Source organism: Lentiprolixibacter aurantiacus, assembly GCF_026241225.1.
Taxonomy (GTDB): domain Bacteria; phylum Bacteroidota; class Bacteroidia; order Flavobacteriales; family Flavobacteriaceae; genus Lentiprolixibacter; species Lentiprolixibacter aurantiacus.
This window is the reverse complement of sequence record NZ_JAPFQP010000004.1, coordinates 390,912-407,226: the sequence shown is the minus strand read 5'-3', so window position 1 is coordinate 407,226 and position 16,315 is coordinate 390,912. Positions and strand designations below refer to the sequence as shown.

Sequence of the window (16,315 nt, the reverse complement as noted above, 5' to 3'; positions counted from 1 at the left end):
GGGGGTTGTGATAGTAAAAAATAATTGTATTTTTGCATCCGCTTGTGTGTAAGCACAATGGCCCGTTCGTCTAGGGGTTAGGACGCCAGGTTTTCATCCTGGTAACAGGGGTTCGATTCCCCTACGGGCTACAAAGACAGGAAAACTTTTTGGTTGTTTCCTGTTTATTAATCATTTTGGCCCGTTCGTCTAGGGGTTAGGACGCCAGGTTTTCATCCTGGTAACAGGGGTTCGATTCCCCTACGGGCTACAAATCAGGGTGAACAAAGAACATACCCGAAAAACATAAGAGTAAGACAATGGCAAATCACAAGTCGGCATTAAAGAGGATCAGAAGGAACGAATCGGTACGTTTACGCAATCGCTACCAGCACAAAACAACGAGGAATGCGATCAAAAAATTGCGAAATGAAACCGACAAGAAAAAGGCAGAGGCGCTATTGCCATCTGTTGTCAGCATGATAGATAAGTTGGCCAAAAGGAATATTATCCACGGTAATAAGGCGGCCAACCTGAAAAGCAAGCTTACCCAACAGGTGGCAGGGCTGTAACATATTTTCCTTTTTACAGGGAACCCCGGTTGTTGTGAGCCGGGGTTTTTTTGTTCCCGGAGGTATACAATAAAAAAGCCCGACTACATGAAGCAGTCGGGCTTAATTTATATTGGTGAATACCTATTGATTCATGGTCATCAGGAATTCATTGTTATCCCTGGTTTGCTTAATGCGCTGTTCCATAAATTCCATGGCTTCTATTGGGTTCATATCTGCCAGGTACTTGCGCAGAATCCACATGCGCTGAACCGTATTTTCATCATGCAGCAGGTCGTCTCTTCGCGTTGAAGAAGATACCAGGTCAATAGCAGGGAAGATCCTGCGGTTACTGATCCTTCTGTCCAGCTGCAATTCCATGTTACCTGTTCCTTTGAATTCCTCAAAGATCACTTCGTCCATTTTAGATCCTGTTTCCGTAAGCGCAGTGGCTATAATGGAAAGGGATCCGCCATTTTCGATATTACGTGCCGCTCCGAAAAACCTTTTGGGTTTATGCAGGGCATTTGCGTCAACCCCTCCACTAAGTACCTTTCCGGAAGCGGGTTGAACCGTATTGTATGCCCGTGCTAGACGTGTAATGGAATCCAGCAGGATAACCACATCATGACCGCACTCTACAAGACGCTTGGCCTTTTCGAGCACAATGTTGGCCACGCGAACGTGCTCAGTAGCCTCCTTGTCAAAAGTAGAAGCTACCACTTCCCCGCGTACATTGCGCTGCATATCGGTTACCTCTTCCGGACGTTCATCAATAAGCAGGACAATCTGATATACTTCAGGGTGGTTGGCTGCTATGGCATTGGCGATATCTTTCAGCAGCATGGTCTTACCTGTTTTGGGCTGAGCCACAATCATACCCCTTTGTCCTTTTCCGATGGGGGAGAACAGATCTATAATCCGGGTAGATATATTGCTTTGTCTTTCCGCCAGGTTGAATTTTTCATCGGGAAAAAGGGGTGTAAGATGTTCAAACGCCACTCGATCCCTGACTACCTGTGGATCCAGGCCATTGATCTTGTTTACTTTGATCAGCGGAAAATACTTTTCGCCCTCTTTTGGCGGACGGACATTACCTAATACCGTATCGCCGGTCTTCAGGCCAAACAGCCTGATCTGCGACTGAGATACGTAAATATCGTCAGGTGATGAAAGATAATTGTAATCCGAGGAACGCAGGAATCCGTAGCCATCCTGCATAATGTCAAGCACTCCTTCGCTGGCGATAATGCTATCGAACTCGTATTCGGGCTGCTTGTATTTATTCCTTAAATCTTTGTCAAAATTGCTGCTTTTGCCTTCCTGATTATCTCTCTTCTGGTGCTGTCTTGGTTTTCCCTGTTGCTTGTGAGGTCCACCCCCTTTTTGTTGGTCTCTCTTCTGGCGACGATCTTCGTTCTGGCCGCCTTTCTTCTGACCTTTGTTTTCAGGTTCCTTATTGTCAGGTTCTGTTTTGTTGGGTTCCTCTTTTTTAGGCTTTCTATCATGCCCCTTGGTCGCTGGAACGCGCTTTGGTTTTGGGGCTGCCTCGGTCTTTTCGTCCGATGTCGCAACCGTTTTTACGGCACTGGGGTTACTTGCCTGCACATCCAGAATCTGATAAACCAGATCCAGTTTTTTTAATGATTTGTACTTGGGTACTTTAAGGCTTTTGGCAATTTCTTGTAATTCCGGGAGTTTTTTTCCCTTTAGTTCTGAAATCTCAAACATTCAGTATTGAATAAATTAAACTTAACTAAGATGAAGTGTGTTGTTATTTGGGTATTACTTGGGAAAGAATTCCCAGGCGGTAAGTGATCTAACTAATAACGAGGCAATAATACGAATTATTTTTCACTTTTCTGTTTATTGTATATGAAGAATTGATACGATGTGAATTCTGTGAAAGGATATTTATTTATTCTGCTATTTCTTTGTGGCAGAACCTTCTATAGCTCAGTTAGCGAATTTTATGAAATTTAGGTTGATTTGATTTTCAGGAAATAAAAACTGCCGTATTTTTGCATCTCTAATTCAAAAGCGGTGATACAACGCATTCAGACTGTTTATTTGATCATCACGGCCATACTTTCCGGGGTTCTGCCATTCTGGTTACCGCTCTGGTCGGAGAATGGAAATGCCGTTTACGCTAGTGAGGCGTTATGGATAGCTGCCGTGTTTATGGTGGTAGCAGTTCTGGCGCTTATTGCTGTTTTTTTATACAAGAATCGAAAAAACCAGTTTGTTTTAAACCGGTTGAACCTCATATTGAACCTTTTTTTACTAGGATTTTTCGTTTACCGGTCCCTAAGTTTATCTGGAGAAACCTCGGTTTCTGAGAAAGGTATTGGGATGTTGATTCCGATTTTTTCTATCGTTTTTCTGGCCCTGGCTAACAAGGCCATCAAAAAGGATGAAGATCTCGTAAAATCTGTGGACCGCTTACGTTGAACCTGACATCTTAGTAGTATTAGTGCGTAAAACCCTGGCAAGCCTGGCTTCGTCAGGGTTTTTTGCTTTAGAAACTTAGCGCTGAAACCTGGTTTTTTACCGTTTCCCCAGCTCTATGACTTCCAGGTCCTTTATTTCCTTCCCATCAATAACAAACCGAAGCATTGTCCTCACCTGGTGAAACCCCTGTTTTCCGCATGCCCCGGGATTCATATGGAGGAGATCCAGCTTTTTATCCCATTGAACTTTGAGTATGTGAGAATGCCCACTTATGAAGAGTCTGGGAGGCTTTGATTTGATTTCTTTCCTGACCCTTGGGTTATACCGGTCCGGGTAGCCGCCAATATGGGTCATCCATACAGAAACCTGCTCGCAGTTAAACTTCTGGTCTAACGGAAATTCCTTTTGAATAATGGCATTGTCAATATTCCCATATACAGCCCTTACCCGGGTAATGTCTGCCAGCTGATCTGTAACTTCCAGAGAACCTATGTCGCCGGCATGCCAGACTTCATCGGCCATTCTGGCGTATTTCAGGATGTTCTCATCCATATGCCCATGGGTGTCTGATAACAGGAGTATACGTGTCATGGATAATACTTTGAACTGTGGAGGATCAGATGGTACTACTTCATTATCTTTACGCTTGCAAAATTAGTAGATTCGTTGAGATACTTTTTATCCCTCTCATATTTTGGTGAAGCTTATCACGGCTGGCAGCGGCAACCCAATGCCATTTCCGTGCAGGAGGTAGTTGAAGATGCCCTTACCACACTGATGAGATGCCCTATTTCGATAGTAGGGGCCGGGAGGACAGATACCGGAGTTCATGCCCGGGAGATCTACGCCCATTTCGATACAGACCTGGGCCTTCCCTCTGACCTGGAACACCGTCTCAACCGCTTTCTGCCGGATGATATAGCCGTAAACGGATTGTATTTAACTCCTGAAGACGCACATGCCCGCTTCAGTGCAATTTCCCGCTCTTATGAATATCATGTCACGAAAAGGAAGGATCCCTTTCTGCGAGACCGGGCCTATCTGATGCAACGCCCCCTTGATGTGGCAAGGATGAACGAGGCGGCTACTGTGCTGAAGTCATACCGTGATTTTGAGTGCTTTTCAAAAAGCAATACAGACGTGCAGACCTTTAATTGCGAAATTACTTCGGCTTATTGGAAGGAGGATGGCGATTTGCTGGTATTCCATATCACGGCAGACCGTTTTCTCCGCAACATGGTCAGGGCTGTTGTGGGAACCCTGCTCGATGTTGGACTTGGAAAGCTCAGCCTGGAAGATGTTAAAGCTATTATAAAAAGCAAGGATAGGAGTGAGGCCGGCGTCTCTGTCCCTGCAAAAGGGTTATATTTGACACGTGTAGAATACCCCGAGGGTATACTTTAAACGGATGGACAGGGAGACGGGAAAAGCATTTGATTTCAGGCTATTCAAGCGAGTACTGGCATATACCAGGCCTTATCGTTTTACCTTTTTGGGTGTATCCCTTGCGGCTATTTTGTTGTCCGTATTCGCCGTTTTGTCAGCCTTATTCCTCAAACAGATTGTAGACGAAGCCCTGCTCCAAAAGAATGCGGATAAACTGATCTATTATTCCATTGCCATGGGGGTTGTACTCCTGGGACAGGTAATATGCCAGTTGTTGTTTAACTATTACGCAAATTGGGTAGGGGAGTCCGTAATACGCGATATCCGCATGAAGTTGTTCCGGCACATGATCAGCTTCAGGATGAAGTATTTTGACAATTCTTCCGTGGGAGTTCTGGTAACCCGGGCAGTGGCCGATATGCAACGTATAGGGGAAATCTTCAGCCAGGGTTTTTTTGTTATTGTGGCCGATTTATTAAAGATGCTGGTAGCTGCAACTGTTATGATCTACCTGAACTGGAAACTATCACTGATTGTCTTCGCCCTTCTACCTATCATCCTCTATGCTACTCGATTATTCCAGCAGGCTATGAAGAAGGCCTTTATAGAGGTGCGCGCCCAGGTTTCCAACCTGAATTCTTTTGTGCAGGAGCGACTAACCGGTATGAAGATCGTTCAATTGTTTACCAGGGAAGATATTGAAAGCAGGAAGTTCAGGGATATCAATGAGAAACACCGCGATGCCTGGTTAAAAACGGTATGGTACAATTCCTTCTTTTTTCCTGTGGCTGAGATTGTTTCCTCTGTGGCTATTGGACTGATTGTCTGGTATGGTGGTTTGCAAAACGTAGCCGGGCTGAATCCCGATGAGTTTGGGACAGTTTTTGCTTTTATCCTCCTGATAGAAATGCTCTTCAGGCCCTTGCGCCAGATTGCAGACAAGTTCAACACCCTGCAAATGGGTATGGTGGCAGCCAACCGGGTTTTCAAGATTTTGGATACAGACAGCCATATCGAGGACCGGGGCACACGGCAAATTGAACATATGCGAGGGGAAATCCAGTTCGACCAGGTGCGCTTTGGGTATCTGGAAGAAGAGGAAGTACTGCATGGCGTAAGCTTTAAAGTCAATGCCGGGGAAACCATAGCTATTGTTGGCGCTACAGGGGCTGGAAAGTCTACCATTATCAACCTGCTCAACCGCTTTTATGAGATCAACGCCGGGGCCATCCTCCTTGATGGGGTAAACATCCGCGATTATCGGTTATCTACATTACGAAAGAATATAGCCGTAGTACTTCAGGATGTATTTTTATTCGCCGATACCATCGCCAATAACATCACTCTTCGAAATACTGAAGTTACGGAAAAGGTTGTGGAAGAAGCTGCACGACAAATTGGGGTACATGATTTCATAAGTTCTTTACCCGGGGGTTACCAGTACAATGTAAAAGAGCGTGGATCCATGTTATCCAGTGGGCAGCGGCAGCTCATCGCCTTTCTAAGGGCCTATGTAACCAATCCCAGCATCCTGGTCCTGGATGAAGCCACTTCGTCTGTAGATACCTATACCGAACAACTCATACAGAAGGCCACGGAAAAAATTACTGAGGGGCGTACCTCCATCATTATTGCTCACCGTTTGGCAACGGTTAAGAAAGCCGATAAGATCCTGGTTATGGATGCAGGACAAGTAGTTGAAACCGGAACGCACAAGGAACTCCTCAAAAAAGGCGGTTATTACAGCAAGCTATACGAGGCCCAGTTTATGGCCGAAGAGCTAGCCTAAGCTTCCGGAGGAAGAAAGTCTTTAAATTGCAATTGTCCGGTTAGCAGCAATATAAGGTTGATCCCAATTGACAATCCAAAATATCCTATCAAATAAAGAGCGCAAAAAAGAAAGCCCCTTAATAACGTTATTGTGATAGAGTACCGATGTATCCTTAAAAGAACATAGAGGGTATAACTCAACATGATTAACAGGCTGAAGATGGAATAGGCCATGTATGATTCCGGAAAGCCAAGAATTATAATCATGCTTATTGGAAAGGTTAGCAAAGAAGTGTGGGACAGAATATAGGTTCCGGTTACAATATATTCCGGAAGATTATAAGACCTTTGATTCAGAGTGATGTAGCCTGCTAAGGCAATAATTGGTATATATAAAAGAAAAATGAAGTTATTGTATTCCATTACAATATTCATCACCTTCATAGACCCAGAAGTACTGACATCCATTCCAAAGACATCAAAATTGATCTTATCAAGTGCGAACCGCCTTAGAAAGAAAAGTAAAATTCCAGAGAGTGCCAGAGATATAGTCAGATAATTAATGGGGTTCAGGTACTTTCTTCTCGTCCCATCTACATAGCTAGTGATCACTTTTTCGGGCCAGACGGTCAGATGGCCTATTGTCTTGAAGAAGTTGTTTTCCAGGTTGAGCAGCCTTTCAAAGAAATCGGAGAATAATCCTTTGAACGTAATGCGCTTCAATACAACCTTTGCACCACACCCGGGACAGTACTTGAAATCTGTTCGAAGATTTGCATTGCAGTTCTTGCACTTCATTTTATTGCAGGTCTTTTCTCAATTTGCCTTCCAGGTCCTTGAGATCTTTATACATCTTGAATTCCCCGTTTTTAATGTAAGAGAGGTTTCCTGTCTCCTCGCTGACGACCAGAGCTATGGCATCTGTACGTTCCGTAATGCCAACTGCAGCCCGGTGTCGTAAACCAAAGCGTAAAGGGATGGAGCGCTCATTGGAGACCGGCAGTATTACCCTTGTGGCCGTTATAATATTATCTTCAATTACCGCTGCCCCGTCGTGAAGTGGGCTGTTCTTGAAAAAGATGCTTTCTATTATGGGCTGGTTTACCTCTGCAAACATCCTGTCGCCCGAGGATTTCACAAAGTCAAGAGAATTGTTTCGTCTAAGGACTATGATGGCACCGGTTTTGCTTTTACTCATTTTCTCGCAGGCATTGAGGATGGCAGGCAGGTCTGTTTTAACAGTTATACCTTCCTGCCTCAGGAATTTGAAGCGCTTTGCAAAATCTCGTTTGTTCCCCAGGTTGGTAGAGCCTATCATCAGCAGGAACTTCCGGATCTCCTGCTGGAATACGATGATCAGGGCAATAAGTCCTACAGACATAAAGCCACCCACCATGCTGCTGATCATTTTCATGTCCAGCAATTGCGTGAGCTTCCAGAATCCCCAGACAATGACAATCCCGATAAAAATATTGATGGCCACAGTTCCGCGGACCAGTTTGTAAATATAATAGAGGAGGATAGCGACAAGGACTATATCAATTACGTCTGTTACTTTGAAATCGAGAAAATCGAGAAATTCCAATCCTTGCCGTTTTTGTAAAATTAGGAAAAATAGGTTTATCCTTTACCGGTCATTTATTCTGACAATTGCTGGTGTAGTCTCACGCATTCCACTGCCTCCTTAACATCATGTGCTCTCAGGATACTTGCTCCCCGGCTAAGGCTGTACATATGAAGCGCAGTTGTACCGTTCAAGGCCTGTTCAGGACTTAATCCCAGTAATTTATATATCATGGATTTCCGGCTAACCCCTACCAGCAGGGGGTAATCCAACTGTTTTAACAGGCTTAGGTTCCTTAGCAATTCATAATTCTGCTCCAGTGTTTTGGCGAAACCAAAACCCGGATCCAGGATAAGGTCCACAATTCCGGCTTCCCTGGCCAGTGCTATTTTTTCGGAGAAGTAATACATTACCGATTCCAAAAGGTTCTCATAGTCTGTGAGGTTTTTCATGGTCTGTGGTGTGCCCCTCATATGCATCATTATATAGGGGACCTTGAGCCGGCCCATGGTTTCCATCATATTAGGGTCCATGTTACCGGCAGAAATATCATTGATCATAGCAGCGCCCGCTGCGATACACTCCCTGGCAACACTACTACGGAAGGTGTCGATGGAGAGTAATATCTCGGGAAATTCCTTCAGCAATAATTCTACTATAGGTAGTATTCTGGATAATTCTTCCTCTTCGGGGACCTGGTCTGCTCCCGGTCGTGAACTGTAAGCGCCCACGTCTATGAAAGCCGCTCCTTCCCTGAGCATTTTTTCAGTTTGATTCAGGACCTGTTTTGGTTGTTGATAGCGACCCCCGTCGTAAAAGGAATCCGGGGTAATGTTCAGGATACCCATTACAAGGGGAGGCTCCAGGCTGATCAGTTGTCCCTTGCAATTCAACGTCATGGAGTTTTTCAGAGGCATTTAAGAAATGGAAAAAGTATAGGCAAGTTTAAATCTAAAACCTTGAAGATTATAATAATTTACGCGAAATTTACACAAATTTGAAGCTTTCCATGCAGCATACCTCCCAACAATACGATACTATCATATCGCATTGCCGCGATCTTTTTTCTAAAAAAATGACGGATTATGGCAGCGCCTGGCGGATTTTGCGATTGCCTTCCCTGACGGATCAGATCTACATAAAGGCACAGCGGATAAGGAGCCTGCAGGAAAACGAGGTGCGGAAGGTAGACGAGGGTGAAATCCCGGAATTTGTGGGGATCATTAACTACGCCGTCATGGCCCTGATCCAGATTGAGAAAGGGATAGCAGATGAACCTGACCTCAATACGGAACAGGCCCTGAGCCTTTATGATAAGGCTATTGCTGAAACCAAAGGCCTTATGGAAAACAAGAACTTTGATTATGGTGAAGCCTGGAGGGATATGCGCGTTAGTTCACTGACAGACCTTATTCTGCAAAAGCTGCTTCGCGTTAAGCAAATAGAGGACAACCAGGGAAAGACCCTAGTTAGTGAAGGCATTGAAGCAAACTACCAGGACATTATAAATTATGCGGTATTTGCCTTGATCCACCTTGAAGTCCATACCCATTAAGCCCATGAAATATATTGTTCATTTTTGTCGGATTGCCGTTGGAGTGCTGTTTATTATCAGCGGCTTCATAAAACTGAATGATCCGGTTGGATTCTCATTTAAACTGGAAGAATACTTCAGTCAGGGTGTACTGGATCTTCCGGTGTTTATGCCTTATGCTCTGGCCATATCCATATTTGTGGTCATTGTGGAAGTGATACTGGGTGTGCTTTTGCTTATTGGGTATAAAAAGAAGATTACGCTGTGGAGTCTTTTAGGCATGATCGTGTTTTTCACTTTTCTGACCTTTTACTCTGCCTATTTTAACAAGGTCACAGATTGTGGCTGTTTTGGTGATGCCATCAAACTCACGCCCTGGGAGTCTTTTACCAAGGATGTGGTGCTGCTTGTCCTCATCCTTGTGCTCATGGCGGGAGCGCGGCATATTAAGCCCCTGTTTTCCGGTAAATGGAATATGGGATTGACAGTTTTGTCACTTGCCCTCTGCATCGGCTATGCCAATCATGTTCTTAACCACCTCCCTGTGATAGATTTCAGACCGTATAAAATTGGTGCCAATATTCAGGAGGGTATGAGTGTGCCGGATGATGCCCCCAAGGCCATCTTTGAATATGCCTGGAAGTTTGCTGTGGGTGGTGAGGAGAAAGTTATAGTTACCAATGGGGAGTACCCAAGTGTTGATGGAGAATTTATAGGAGTGGAAACCACGGAAATCCAGAAGGGGTACGAACCGCCAATTCACGACTTTACCATTGAACAGAATGGAGTAGATAAGGCAGAACAACTATTAAATGAAAAAGGCCTTGTGATGGTGGTGGCTTATGATCTCGCCAAAAGTGAACTGCAGGCTTTTGAAAAGATAAAAACACAGGCTGAGGAAGCCCGTGGAAAGGGTTACAGGGTGATAGGGATGTCGGCTTCCAGCGACGAGCAAAGCGCAGCGCTCAGGGAACGTTATAACCTTGATTTTGAGTTCTACTTTACAGATGAAACCACCTTAAAGACCATTGTAAGGTCTAATCCAGGGGTGCTTGTACTGGATAAAGGCACCATCCTTCAGAAGGTGCATTACAACGACCTCGATAAATTGAGGTTTGATTAATTTATAAACAGATAATTAGATACATATCATGAGAAGCAAAATTGTAGCCGGCAACTGGAAAATGAATAAAAACCTGGAGGAAACCACAGCCTTACTCAATGAATTGGCTGGTAAACTTCCTGATACTTCGGCCGAGGTTATAGTAGCACCCACGTTTGTAAACCTTGCCGAAGCAGTAAAAACACTGGGAGGTTCCAAGGTGCAGGTGGCTGCCCAGAACATGCACTTTGAGGAAAGCGGTGCATTTACCGGGGAAATAGCTCCGGGTATGCTCAGGAATATTGGCGTAAACACTGTTATTCTGGGGCACTCCGAGCGCAGGGCTTATTTTGGCGAGACGGATGATCTCTTGAAGAAAAAAGTAGATACGGCACTTGCTCAGGGTATGCGCATAATATTTTGCTTCGGGGAGGAATTAGAGGATCGCAAAGCAGGAAAACATTTTGAACTGGTAGAGAGTCAGCTGAAAAATGCCTTATTCCATCTGCCTGCCAGTGCCTGGAAGCATATTGTCCTGGCCTATGAACCTGTCTGGGCTATTGGCACCGGGGAGACAGCAAGCCCGGAACAAGCCCAGGAAATGCACGCCTTTATCCGGAAAACCCTTGAATCTTCTTACGGGTCAGAAATCGCACAGGGAGTCACCATACTCTATGGAGGTAGTGTAAAACCCGGGAATGCTTCTGAAATATTCTCAAAGCCCGATGTAGATGGAGGTCTGATAGGAGGTGCTTCGCTCAAAGCTGACGATTTTATCGGGATTATTAACGGTATCTAAGCGGATGGCCGTTCCCTACCTGGAATACAACTTTCAAATAAGTCCCCAGCAACCTGCAACGGATATTTTAATTGCTGAACTGGCAGAACTGGGTTTCGACAGCTTTGTTGAAACCGAAACCGGACTACAGGCTTATATCCCTTATGAAGGAGAGGTGCCTGACCTGAGTGGAGTAGGCATCCTTTCCAATCCGGAATTTGAGATCAGCCACAACCGCAAGGAAGTTGAACCCATAAACTGGAATGAAACCTGGGAAAAGAATTTCCATCCCATTCTGATAGAAGAACACTGTGCGATCCGGGCTCCCTTTCACCAACCCTTTGAAGTACCCTACGAGATTGTGATTGAGCCCAAGATGAGTTTTGGCACCGGCCACCATGAAACTACCCACATGATGCTGCAATATGTACTCAAGGCAGAGCTTGAAGGAAAGTCTGTACTGGATATGGGTTGTGGTACTGGCGTACTGGCCATCCTGGCCGGCATGCGGGGTGCTCAATCCGTTACGGCTATTGATATAGATAACTGGAGCTATGAGAATTCGATGGAGAATGTGAAGCGTAACGGGCAGCCTGATATTGAGGTGATACAGGGTGATGCCAGTTTGCTTGCAGGCAGGAAATTTGACATCATCCTGGCCAACATTAACCGCAATATACTTCTTGAGGATCTCCCCACTTACAGGGAAGCATTAATAGCTCCCGGGGGAGAGCTTTACCTGAGTGGTTTTTACGAAGAAGATCTACCGTTGTTAACCGATAAATGCAATTCACTGGGATTGCGATTTTCAGAAAAATTGAAAAAAGGAGACTGGGTTTCAGCAAAATATGTATTTTAGGGAGTGAGAATACGGATCAGATGAGTACGAAAGAAAAGGTATCGGAACAGCTGCTTGTAAAAGAAAAGGTTGTCAAGCAACATGAAATTATCCTCTTCAACGATGATGTCAATACTTTTGATCATGTAATTGATACCCTGATTGCGGTTTGTGACCACACCCCTGAGCAGGCTGAACAATGTTCCATAATTGTTCACTACAACGGGAAATGCGCTGTTAAAACCGGGGAATACGATGATTTAAAGCCCCGGTGCAGTAAACTTTTGCAGGCGGGCCTGAGTGCCGAGATCATTTAAGGGGAAAGCATCAACTTCTTGGAGCCATTGCTGCCAGAATTCCAGTGATTTGGAAGAGTACGCCCTTATGGTTCTTTTTTTTATTTTACCGAAAGATTCCTAACATCAACTTCATAACTTCCAGAATTAATACGTCATGCTGAAAAGAAAACAACTTTTACCAGGTTTGTGGGCTTTCATCCTATTATCATGCGGCCAGCAATCCGAAACTCCGAAAGGAACTACAGAAGAAGAAACCAAGCTGCTGATTGAATTCACAAATAGTATGAGGGGGGAAATTGTAACCACTGCCCACCAAACCGATCTGAAACTTACTCCAACAGGGAGTTTCGAGCTGGGGGAATTCCGGCAACCCCTTGAAACGGAAATTGACATTCTGGTTGACCCCAGTAAACAATTCCAGACCTTACTGGGTATAGGTGCAGCTCTTACGGATGCAGCGGCAGAGACTTTCTATAAATTATCTGAAGAAAACCAGCAAAGGTTCCTGGAAGCTTATTACAGCCAGGATAAAGGTATTGGATATTCCCTGGGCAGGACCATAATCCATAGCTGTGATTTTTCTTCGGGCAGCTATACCTATATCGAAGAAGGTGACGCTGAGTTGAAAACGTTTAGCATAGACCATGATCGCGAATATCGTATTCCTTTTACCAAAAAGGCTATCGAAGCGGCGGGGGGAGAACTAACCATGTACGCCAGCCCCTGGAGTCCGCCTGCTTTTATGAAGACTAACAATAATATGCTGAAGGGAGGTAAACTGAAACCGGAATTCTACCAGCCCTGGGCCAACTACTACGTAAAATTTATCGAGGCTTATGAAGCCGAGGGCATTCCTATATGGGGGCTTACTATCCAGAACGAACCCATGGCAGTGCAGCGCTGGGAATCCTGCATCTACACCGCTGAGGAAGAACGTGATTTCCTGAAGAATTACCTGGGGCCAACCCTGGAAAAAGCAGGAATGGGTGATCGCAAGATTATCGTATGGGACCACAACCGCGACCTGATGTTCCAGAGGGCCAGTGTGATTCTCAATGACCCGGAGGCCGCCAAATATGTTTGGGGTACGGGCTTTCACTGGTATGAGGACTGGAAAGACGGTATCCCGATGTTTGACAATGTGGCCAATGTCAATGAAGTATTTCCAGATAAGAACCTGATATTCACTGAGGGGTGCAACGAGGGCTACGATCCGGATAAGATTGAGGAGGTCAGGCTTGCGGAGCGATACGGCAGATCCATGATCAATGATTTCAACAATGGGGTGGTTGCCTGGACAGACTGGAACATCCTGTTGGATGAAACAGGGGGCCCCAACCACGTGGGGAACCTATGCTTTGCCCCTGCCCATGGAGATACCCAGTCCGGGGATCTTTTACTTACTAATTCGTATTACTACATCGGGCATTTTTCTAAGTACATCAGGCCGGGAGCCAAACGGATCAGCAGTGTTTCCAGTGCCAATGTAGTGTTGTCAACTGCTTTTGTGAACCTCGATGGAAGTGTTGTAATTGTTGCTATGAATCAGGGCGATGAGGATAAGGATTATCGGGTAACCCTTGGAAATAAAACCGCAAATTTGCAGATTCCTGCACACGGTATCCAGACACTGATATTAAGGTCTTAACCGATAACCGGGCTAATAAGCTCTTGAAATATAGCAGGGGTTGTGCATGTTAGTGTGGCAACTTGTCCTTGAGGATGCCGTACACAAACGTACCCAGTACGGCTGCAGCAATAACGATAAGCATACTAAAAACCCCCGTTCCAACCAGGATGTACATAGGACCAGGGCATGCCCCTCCCAACGCCCATCCGAAACCAAAGATGCTTCCCCCGGCAAGGTATTTGATAAAACTTTTGTCTTTGGGGATGAGGTGTATAGGTGTGCCCTCTGTGTTTCGCATACCTGATTTCTTCATCAACCACAAGGCTATTACGCCCAGCGTTACTGCCGAACCGATAATCCCGTACATGTGGAAGGATTGAAACTTAAACATTTCAATGATCCGGTACCAGGAGACTGCTTCGGACTTCACCAGGACAATTCCAAAAAAGATCCCTATGAGCAAGTAACGTACTATTTTCATGTGCCAAAGATTAAGGGTAGCAAAAAGTGGGTCATGATCAGACCACCAATAAAAAATCCTATGACCGCTATAAGCGACGGCCATTGCAGATTGCTCAGTCCTGAAATAGCATGGCCTGAGGTACAGCCACCTGCATAGCGGGTTCCAAAACCTACGAGGAATCCTGCACCAACCAGGATGGCTATTCCCTTAAGGGAGAAAACAGCATCCCAGCTATAGATCTCAGGAGGTAGTATGCTGGCTCCGGCATTCTGAAAACCGAGTTCCTGCAGGTCGCTTACCGTTTTTGGATTGAGTGCAATGGGCGAGCCATCGGACAGGAAAGTAACGGCAATGAAGCCTCCTATTATTGCGCCCAGCACTACAATAAGATTCCAGCGGTAGGCTTTCCAGTCGTAGCGAAAGAAATCCGAATATTTCCCGGCGCCTCCAATACTGCAGAGGGTCCTCAGGTTGGAAGACATCCCAAAGCTTTTTCCAAAATAAACCAGGATTACCATTACCAGGGTAATCAAGGGGCCGGAAACGTACCAGGGCCATGGTTTGAGTAGAAAATCCATAGATATTTTTTACAAATATATTCACAAGGCTCACACTTTTGTGCCCTGTTAAAAATTTTTAGACGCAGGGAATATAAAACCTTACAATCATTATTTAGCCTGGGGACTTACCTTTTTTGATAGACTTCACTAAAAAAATCCGGTAAGGTATCACCCACAAGGTTGGTCAGGCGATCGCCATTTAGGGTAAGGATAATAGGATCAAAGTTTTGGAAAAGTGTAAGCTGGTTGTTCTGGTATGCCCAGGTCCCCGAGTTAAAGCTTTATGCCGGATCACATATTATATTGTACAAGTCTCCTGTAATACTGGTGATCGTAACCCCATCTAATTCCAAGTTCCAGGTACCAATAGCATTGATGGTTAGTGTTCCGGAAATACAGTTCAGTTCATCCATTAGATTGGCATTATTGGTGCCGTCCTCATCAACATCCTGAGCAGGAGATATATTGAGTTCTACCAGGTCCCAGGTTCCAATAACCGGCGCTGGTTCGTTGGTTTCACCTGAATCATTCGAACCACAAGAGATAAGAATCGAACTAATGCAAAAAAAATAGGATTAATGACCTTACCATAGGTGTACTGCATGTATTTCTAAGAATATAAGACATTCACAGCATTTGGGTTTACAGGGACCTCAAGCTAAGAAGCCAGCCTGCTTGTTATGAATGTTATTTCTTATTCCAGTTAATAAATATCTCAGTAATCAAAAGGGGAATTGTCCAGGAAACCCAGATAGTAGTTGGTCCCCGTTCTATGAAGGTTCCTAAGTCCTGAAGCATGGGCAAATCGATTAACCAGCGGAATGTAACGAACGCAAAGGTTACCACATAGCTCCGTATCATCCAGTCTTTGTGTTGTTGGATGCGCCTGCGCATTACAGAAATATAGGCCAGGGAGGCGGTTATAATCCAGGCAAAAGCAAGGCCCTGCAAGCCAAATGCCCAGGTCCAGTGTACTTTCAGGGCGGTTGTCCAGGCCAGATGTGTTGATGAAATGGAACCGACAAAAATGGCGACCAGATAGACCCGGCCGAGCCAGCGGTGTGTATTGAGGTATTTGTTCCTGAACCCCTTCCAGAACTGGAAAGGCCCAATGGAAATAGCCAGAAGCCCTCCTGAAATATGCCCTATCAGGGACCATTTGAACTCCCACCACCTTCCCAGAATATCTTCGGTAAACCCGAAATAGGGCAGGGCATCCTTAAGAATAAATCTGCCTCCAAAAAGAATGAGGAAAATCCAGAAGGCAAGGGTAATGTATCCTTTGGGTTTGGACACGGAAAAAAGGGTTGATCGTTTCATGTTGTGATGTTTTGGTTAGCTTTTAAGGTATTATTTCAGATAGGTGTTTATATAGGAGGTTACCTTTCTCTAATAGTCGTTTGTGGTTTT

General features: G+C 45.0%; 19 protein-coding genes and 2 tRNA genes. 12 read left to right on the top strand and 9 right to left on the bottom strand.

Annotated elements, in window-relative coordinates; all coding sequences use genetic code 11:
• Window positions 1–59: 59 nt before the first annotated feature.
• The 3 genes from OO016_RS13245 to rpsT all read left to right on the top strand — a co-directional run bounded on the left by OO016_RS13245 (window position 60) and on the right by rpsT (window position 551).
• Window positions 60–131: transfer RNA gene (locus tag OO016_RS13245), tRNA-Glu, on the top strand.
• Between the two features lie 47 nt (window positions 132–178).
• Window positions 179–250, top strand: a tRNA-Glu gene (locus OO016_RS13240).
• 49 nt (window positions 251–299) lie between these two features.
• On the top strand, window positions 300–551 hold the full coding sequence (rpsT, locus tag OO016_RS13235; RefSeq protein WP_266014923.1) for a 30S ribosomal protein S20: 252 nt from the start codon (window positions 300–302) through the stop codon (window positions 549–551).
• A gap of 123 nt (window positions 552–674) precedes the next feature.
• Here the strand turns inward: rpsT and rho are convergent, their stop codons facing one another.
• Window positions 675–2,261 carry a transcription termination factor Rho gene (rho, locus tag OO016_RS13230; protein WP_266014920.1) on the bottom strand — a complete coding sequence of 529 codons (1,587 nt, stop codon included), beginning with the start codon at window positions 2,259–2,261 and terminating at the stop codon, window positions 675–677.
• A 312-nt stretch (window positions 2,262–2,573) separates the two neighbouring features.
• On the opposite strand from rho, the gene OO016_RS13225 reads away from it, so the two are divergent.
• Window positions 2,574–2,981 carry a DUF4293 domain-containing protein gene (locus OO016_RS13225; protein WP_266014917.1) on the top strand — a complete coding sequence of 136 codons (408 nt, stop codon included), beginning with the start codon at window positions 2,574–2,576 and terminating at the stop codon, window positions 2,979–2,981.
• A 96-nt stretch (window positions 2,982–3,077) separates the two neighbouring features.
• Here the strand turns inward: OO016_RS13225 and OO016_RS13220 are convergent, their stop codons facing one another.
• Window positions 3,078–3,572, bottom strand: a complete 495-nt coding sequence (locus tag OO016_RS13220) for a metallophosphoesterase family protein (protein ID WP_266014915.1) — start codon at window positions 3,570–3,572, stop codon at window positions 3,078–3,080.
• A gap of 75 nt (window positions 3,573–3,647) precedes the next feature.
• Between OO016_RS13220 and truA the strand changes: the two genes are divergently transcribed.
• On the top strand, window positions 3,648–4,385 hold the full coding sequence (gene truA / locus OO016_RS13215) for a tRNA pseudouridine(38-40) synthase TruA (protein ID WP_266014913.1): 738 nt from the start codon (window positions 3,648–3,650) through the stop codon (window positions 4,383–4,385).
• Window positions 4,386–4,389: 4 nt separating this feature from the next.
• Window positions 4,390–6,156 (top strand): ABC transporter ATP-binding protein, encoded by a 1,767-nt coding sequence (locus tag OO016_RS13210; protein ID WP_266014910.1) that lies wholly within the window; start codon window positions 4,390–4,392, stop codon window positions 6,154–6,156.
• Here the strand turns inward: OO016_RS13210 and OO016_RS13205 are convergent.
• From OO016_RS13205 to folP, 3 genes are read right to left on the bottom strand one after another with little or no spacing between them, the layout of a single operon-like run.
• On the bottom strand, window positions 6,153–6,935 hold the full coding sequence (locus tag OO016_RS13205) for a DUF3667 domain-containing protein (RefSeq protein ID WP_266014908.1): 783 nt from the start codon (window positions 6,933–6,935) through the stop codon (window positions 6,153–6,155). The genes OO016_RS13210 and OO016_RS13205 overlap by 4 nt on opposite strands.
• Window position 6,936: 1 nt before the next feature.
• Window positions 6,937–7,722 (bottom strand): diadenylate cyclase, encoded by a 786-nt coding sequence (locus tag OO016_RS13200; RefSeq protein ID WP_266014906.1) that lies wholly within the window; start codon window positions 7,720–7,722, stop codon window positions 6,937–6,939.
• A gap of 53 nt (window positions 7,723–7,775) precedes the next feature.
• Window positions 7,776–8,600, bottom strand: a complete 825-nt coding sequence (gene folP / locus OO016_RS13195) for a dihydropteroate synthase (RefSeq protein WP_266014903.1) — start codon at window positions 8,598–8,600, stop codon at window positions 7,776–7,778.
• A gap of 110 nt (window positions 8,601–8,710) precedes the next feature.
• Here folP and OO016_RS13190 point away from each other — a divergent pair, with 110 nt between their 5' ends.
• The 6 genes from OO016_RS13190 (at window position 8,711) to OO016_RS13165 (ending at window position 13,900) form a co-directional block, all read left to right on the top strand.
• Window positions 8,711–9,256, top strand: a complete 546-nt coding sequence (locus tag OO016_RS13190) for a DUF1599 domain-containing protein (RefSeq protein WP_266014902.1) — start codon at window positions 8,711–8,713, stop codon at window positions 9,254–9,256.
• 4 nt (window positions 9,257–9,260) lie between these two features.
• Window positions 9,261–10,358 carry a BT_3928 family protein gene (locus OO016_RS13185; protein ID WP_266014900.1) on the top strand — a complete coding sequence of 366 codons (1,098 nt, stop codon included), beginning with the start codon at window positions 9,261–9,263 and terminating at the stop codon, window positions 10,356–10,358.
• Between the two features lie 28 nt (window positions 10,359–10,386).
• On the top strand, window positions 10,387–11,136 hold the full coding sequence (gene tpiA, locus OO016_RS13180) for a triose-phosphate isomerase (RefSeq protein WP_266014898.1): 750 nt from the start codon (window positions 10,387–10,389) through the stop codon (window positions 11,134–11,136).
• A 4-nt stretch (window positions 11,137–11,140) separates the two neighbouring features.
• Window positions 11,141–11,974, top strand: a complete 834-nt coding sequence (gene prmA / locus OO016_RS13175) for a 50S ribosomal protein L11 methyltransferase (protein WP_266014895.1) — start codon at window positions 11,141–11,143, stop codon at window positions 11,972–11,974.
• Between the two features lie 20 nt (window positions 11,975–11,994).
• The gene (locus OO016_RS13170; protein WP_266014892.1) at window positions 11,995–12,270 is read left to right on the top strand and encodes an ATP-dependent Clp protease adaptor ClpS; all 276 of its coding nucleotides are present in this window, start codon (window positions 11,995–11,997) and stop codon (window positions 12,268–12,270) included.
• Window positions 12,271–12,406: 136 nt separating this feature from the next.
• Window positions 12,407–13,900 (top strand): glycoside hydrolase family 30 protein, encoded by a 1,494-nt coding sequence (locus tag OO016_RS13165; RefSeq protein WP_266014890.1) that lies wholly within the window; start codon window positions 12,407–12,409, stop codon window positions 13,898–13,900.
• Between the two features lie 49 nt (window positions 13,901–13,949).
• Here the strand turns inward: OO016_RS13165 and OO016_RS13160 are convergent, their stop codons facing one another.
• The 4 genes from OO016_RS13160 to OO016_RS13145 form a co-directional block, all read right to left on the bottom strand.
• A complete protein-coding gene (locus OO016_RS13160; protein ID WP_266014888.1) occupies window positions 13,950–14,363 on the bottom strand; it encodes a DUF6691 family protein in 414 nt (137 codons plus the stop codon).
• Window positions 14,360–14,923 (bottom strand): YeeE/YedE family protein, encoded by a 564-nt coding sequence (locus OO016_RS13155; protein WP_266014885.1) that lies wholly within the window; start codon window positions 14,921–14,923, stop codon window positions 14,360–14,362. The genes OO016_RS13160 and OO016_RS13155 overlap by 4 nt, the downstream gene beginning before the upstream one ends.
• Window positions 14,924–15,186: 263 nt before the next feature.
• On the bottom strand, window positions 15,187–15,318 hold the full coding sequence (locus OO016_RS13150) for a hypothetical protein (RefSeq protein WP_266014883.1): 132 nt from the start codon (window positions 15,316–15,318) through the stop codon (window positions 15,187–15,189).
• A 274-nt stretch (window positions 15,319–15,592) separates the two neighbouring features.
• Window positions 15,593–16,225, bottom strand: coding sequence for a DUF2306 domain-containing protein (locus tag OO016_RS13145; protein WP_266014881.1), 633 nt, complete (start codon window positions 16,223–16,225; stop codon window positions 15,593–15,595).
• Window positions 16,226–16,315: the final 90 nt, after the last annotated feature.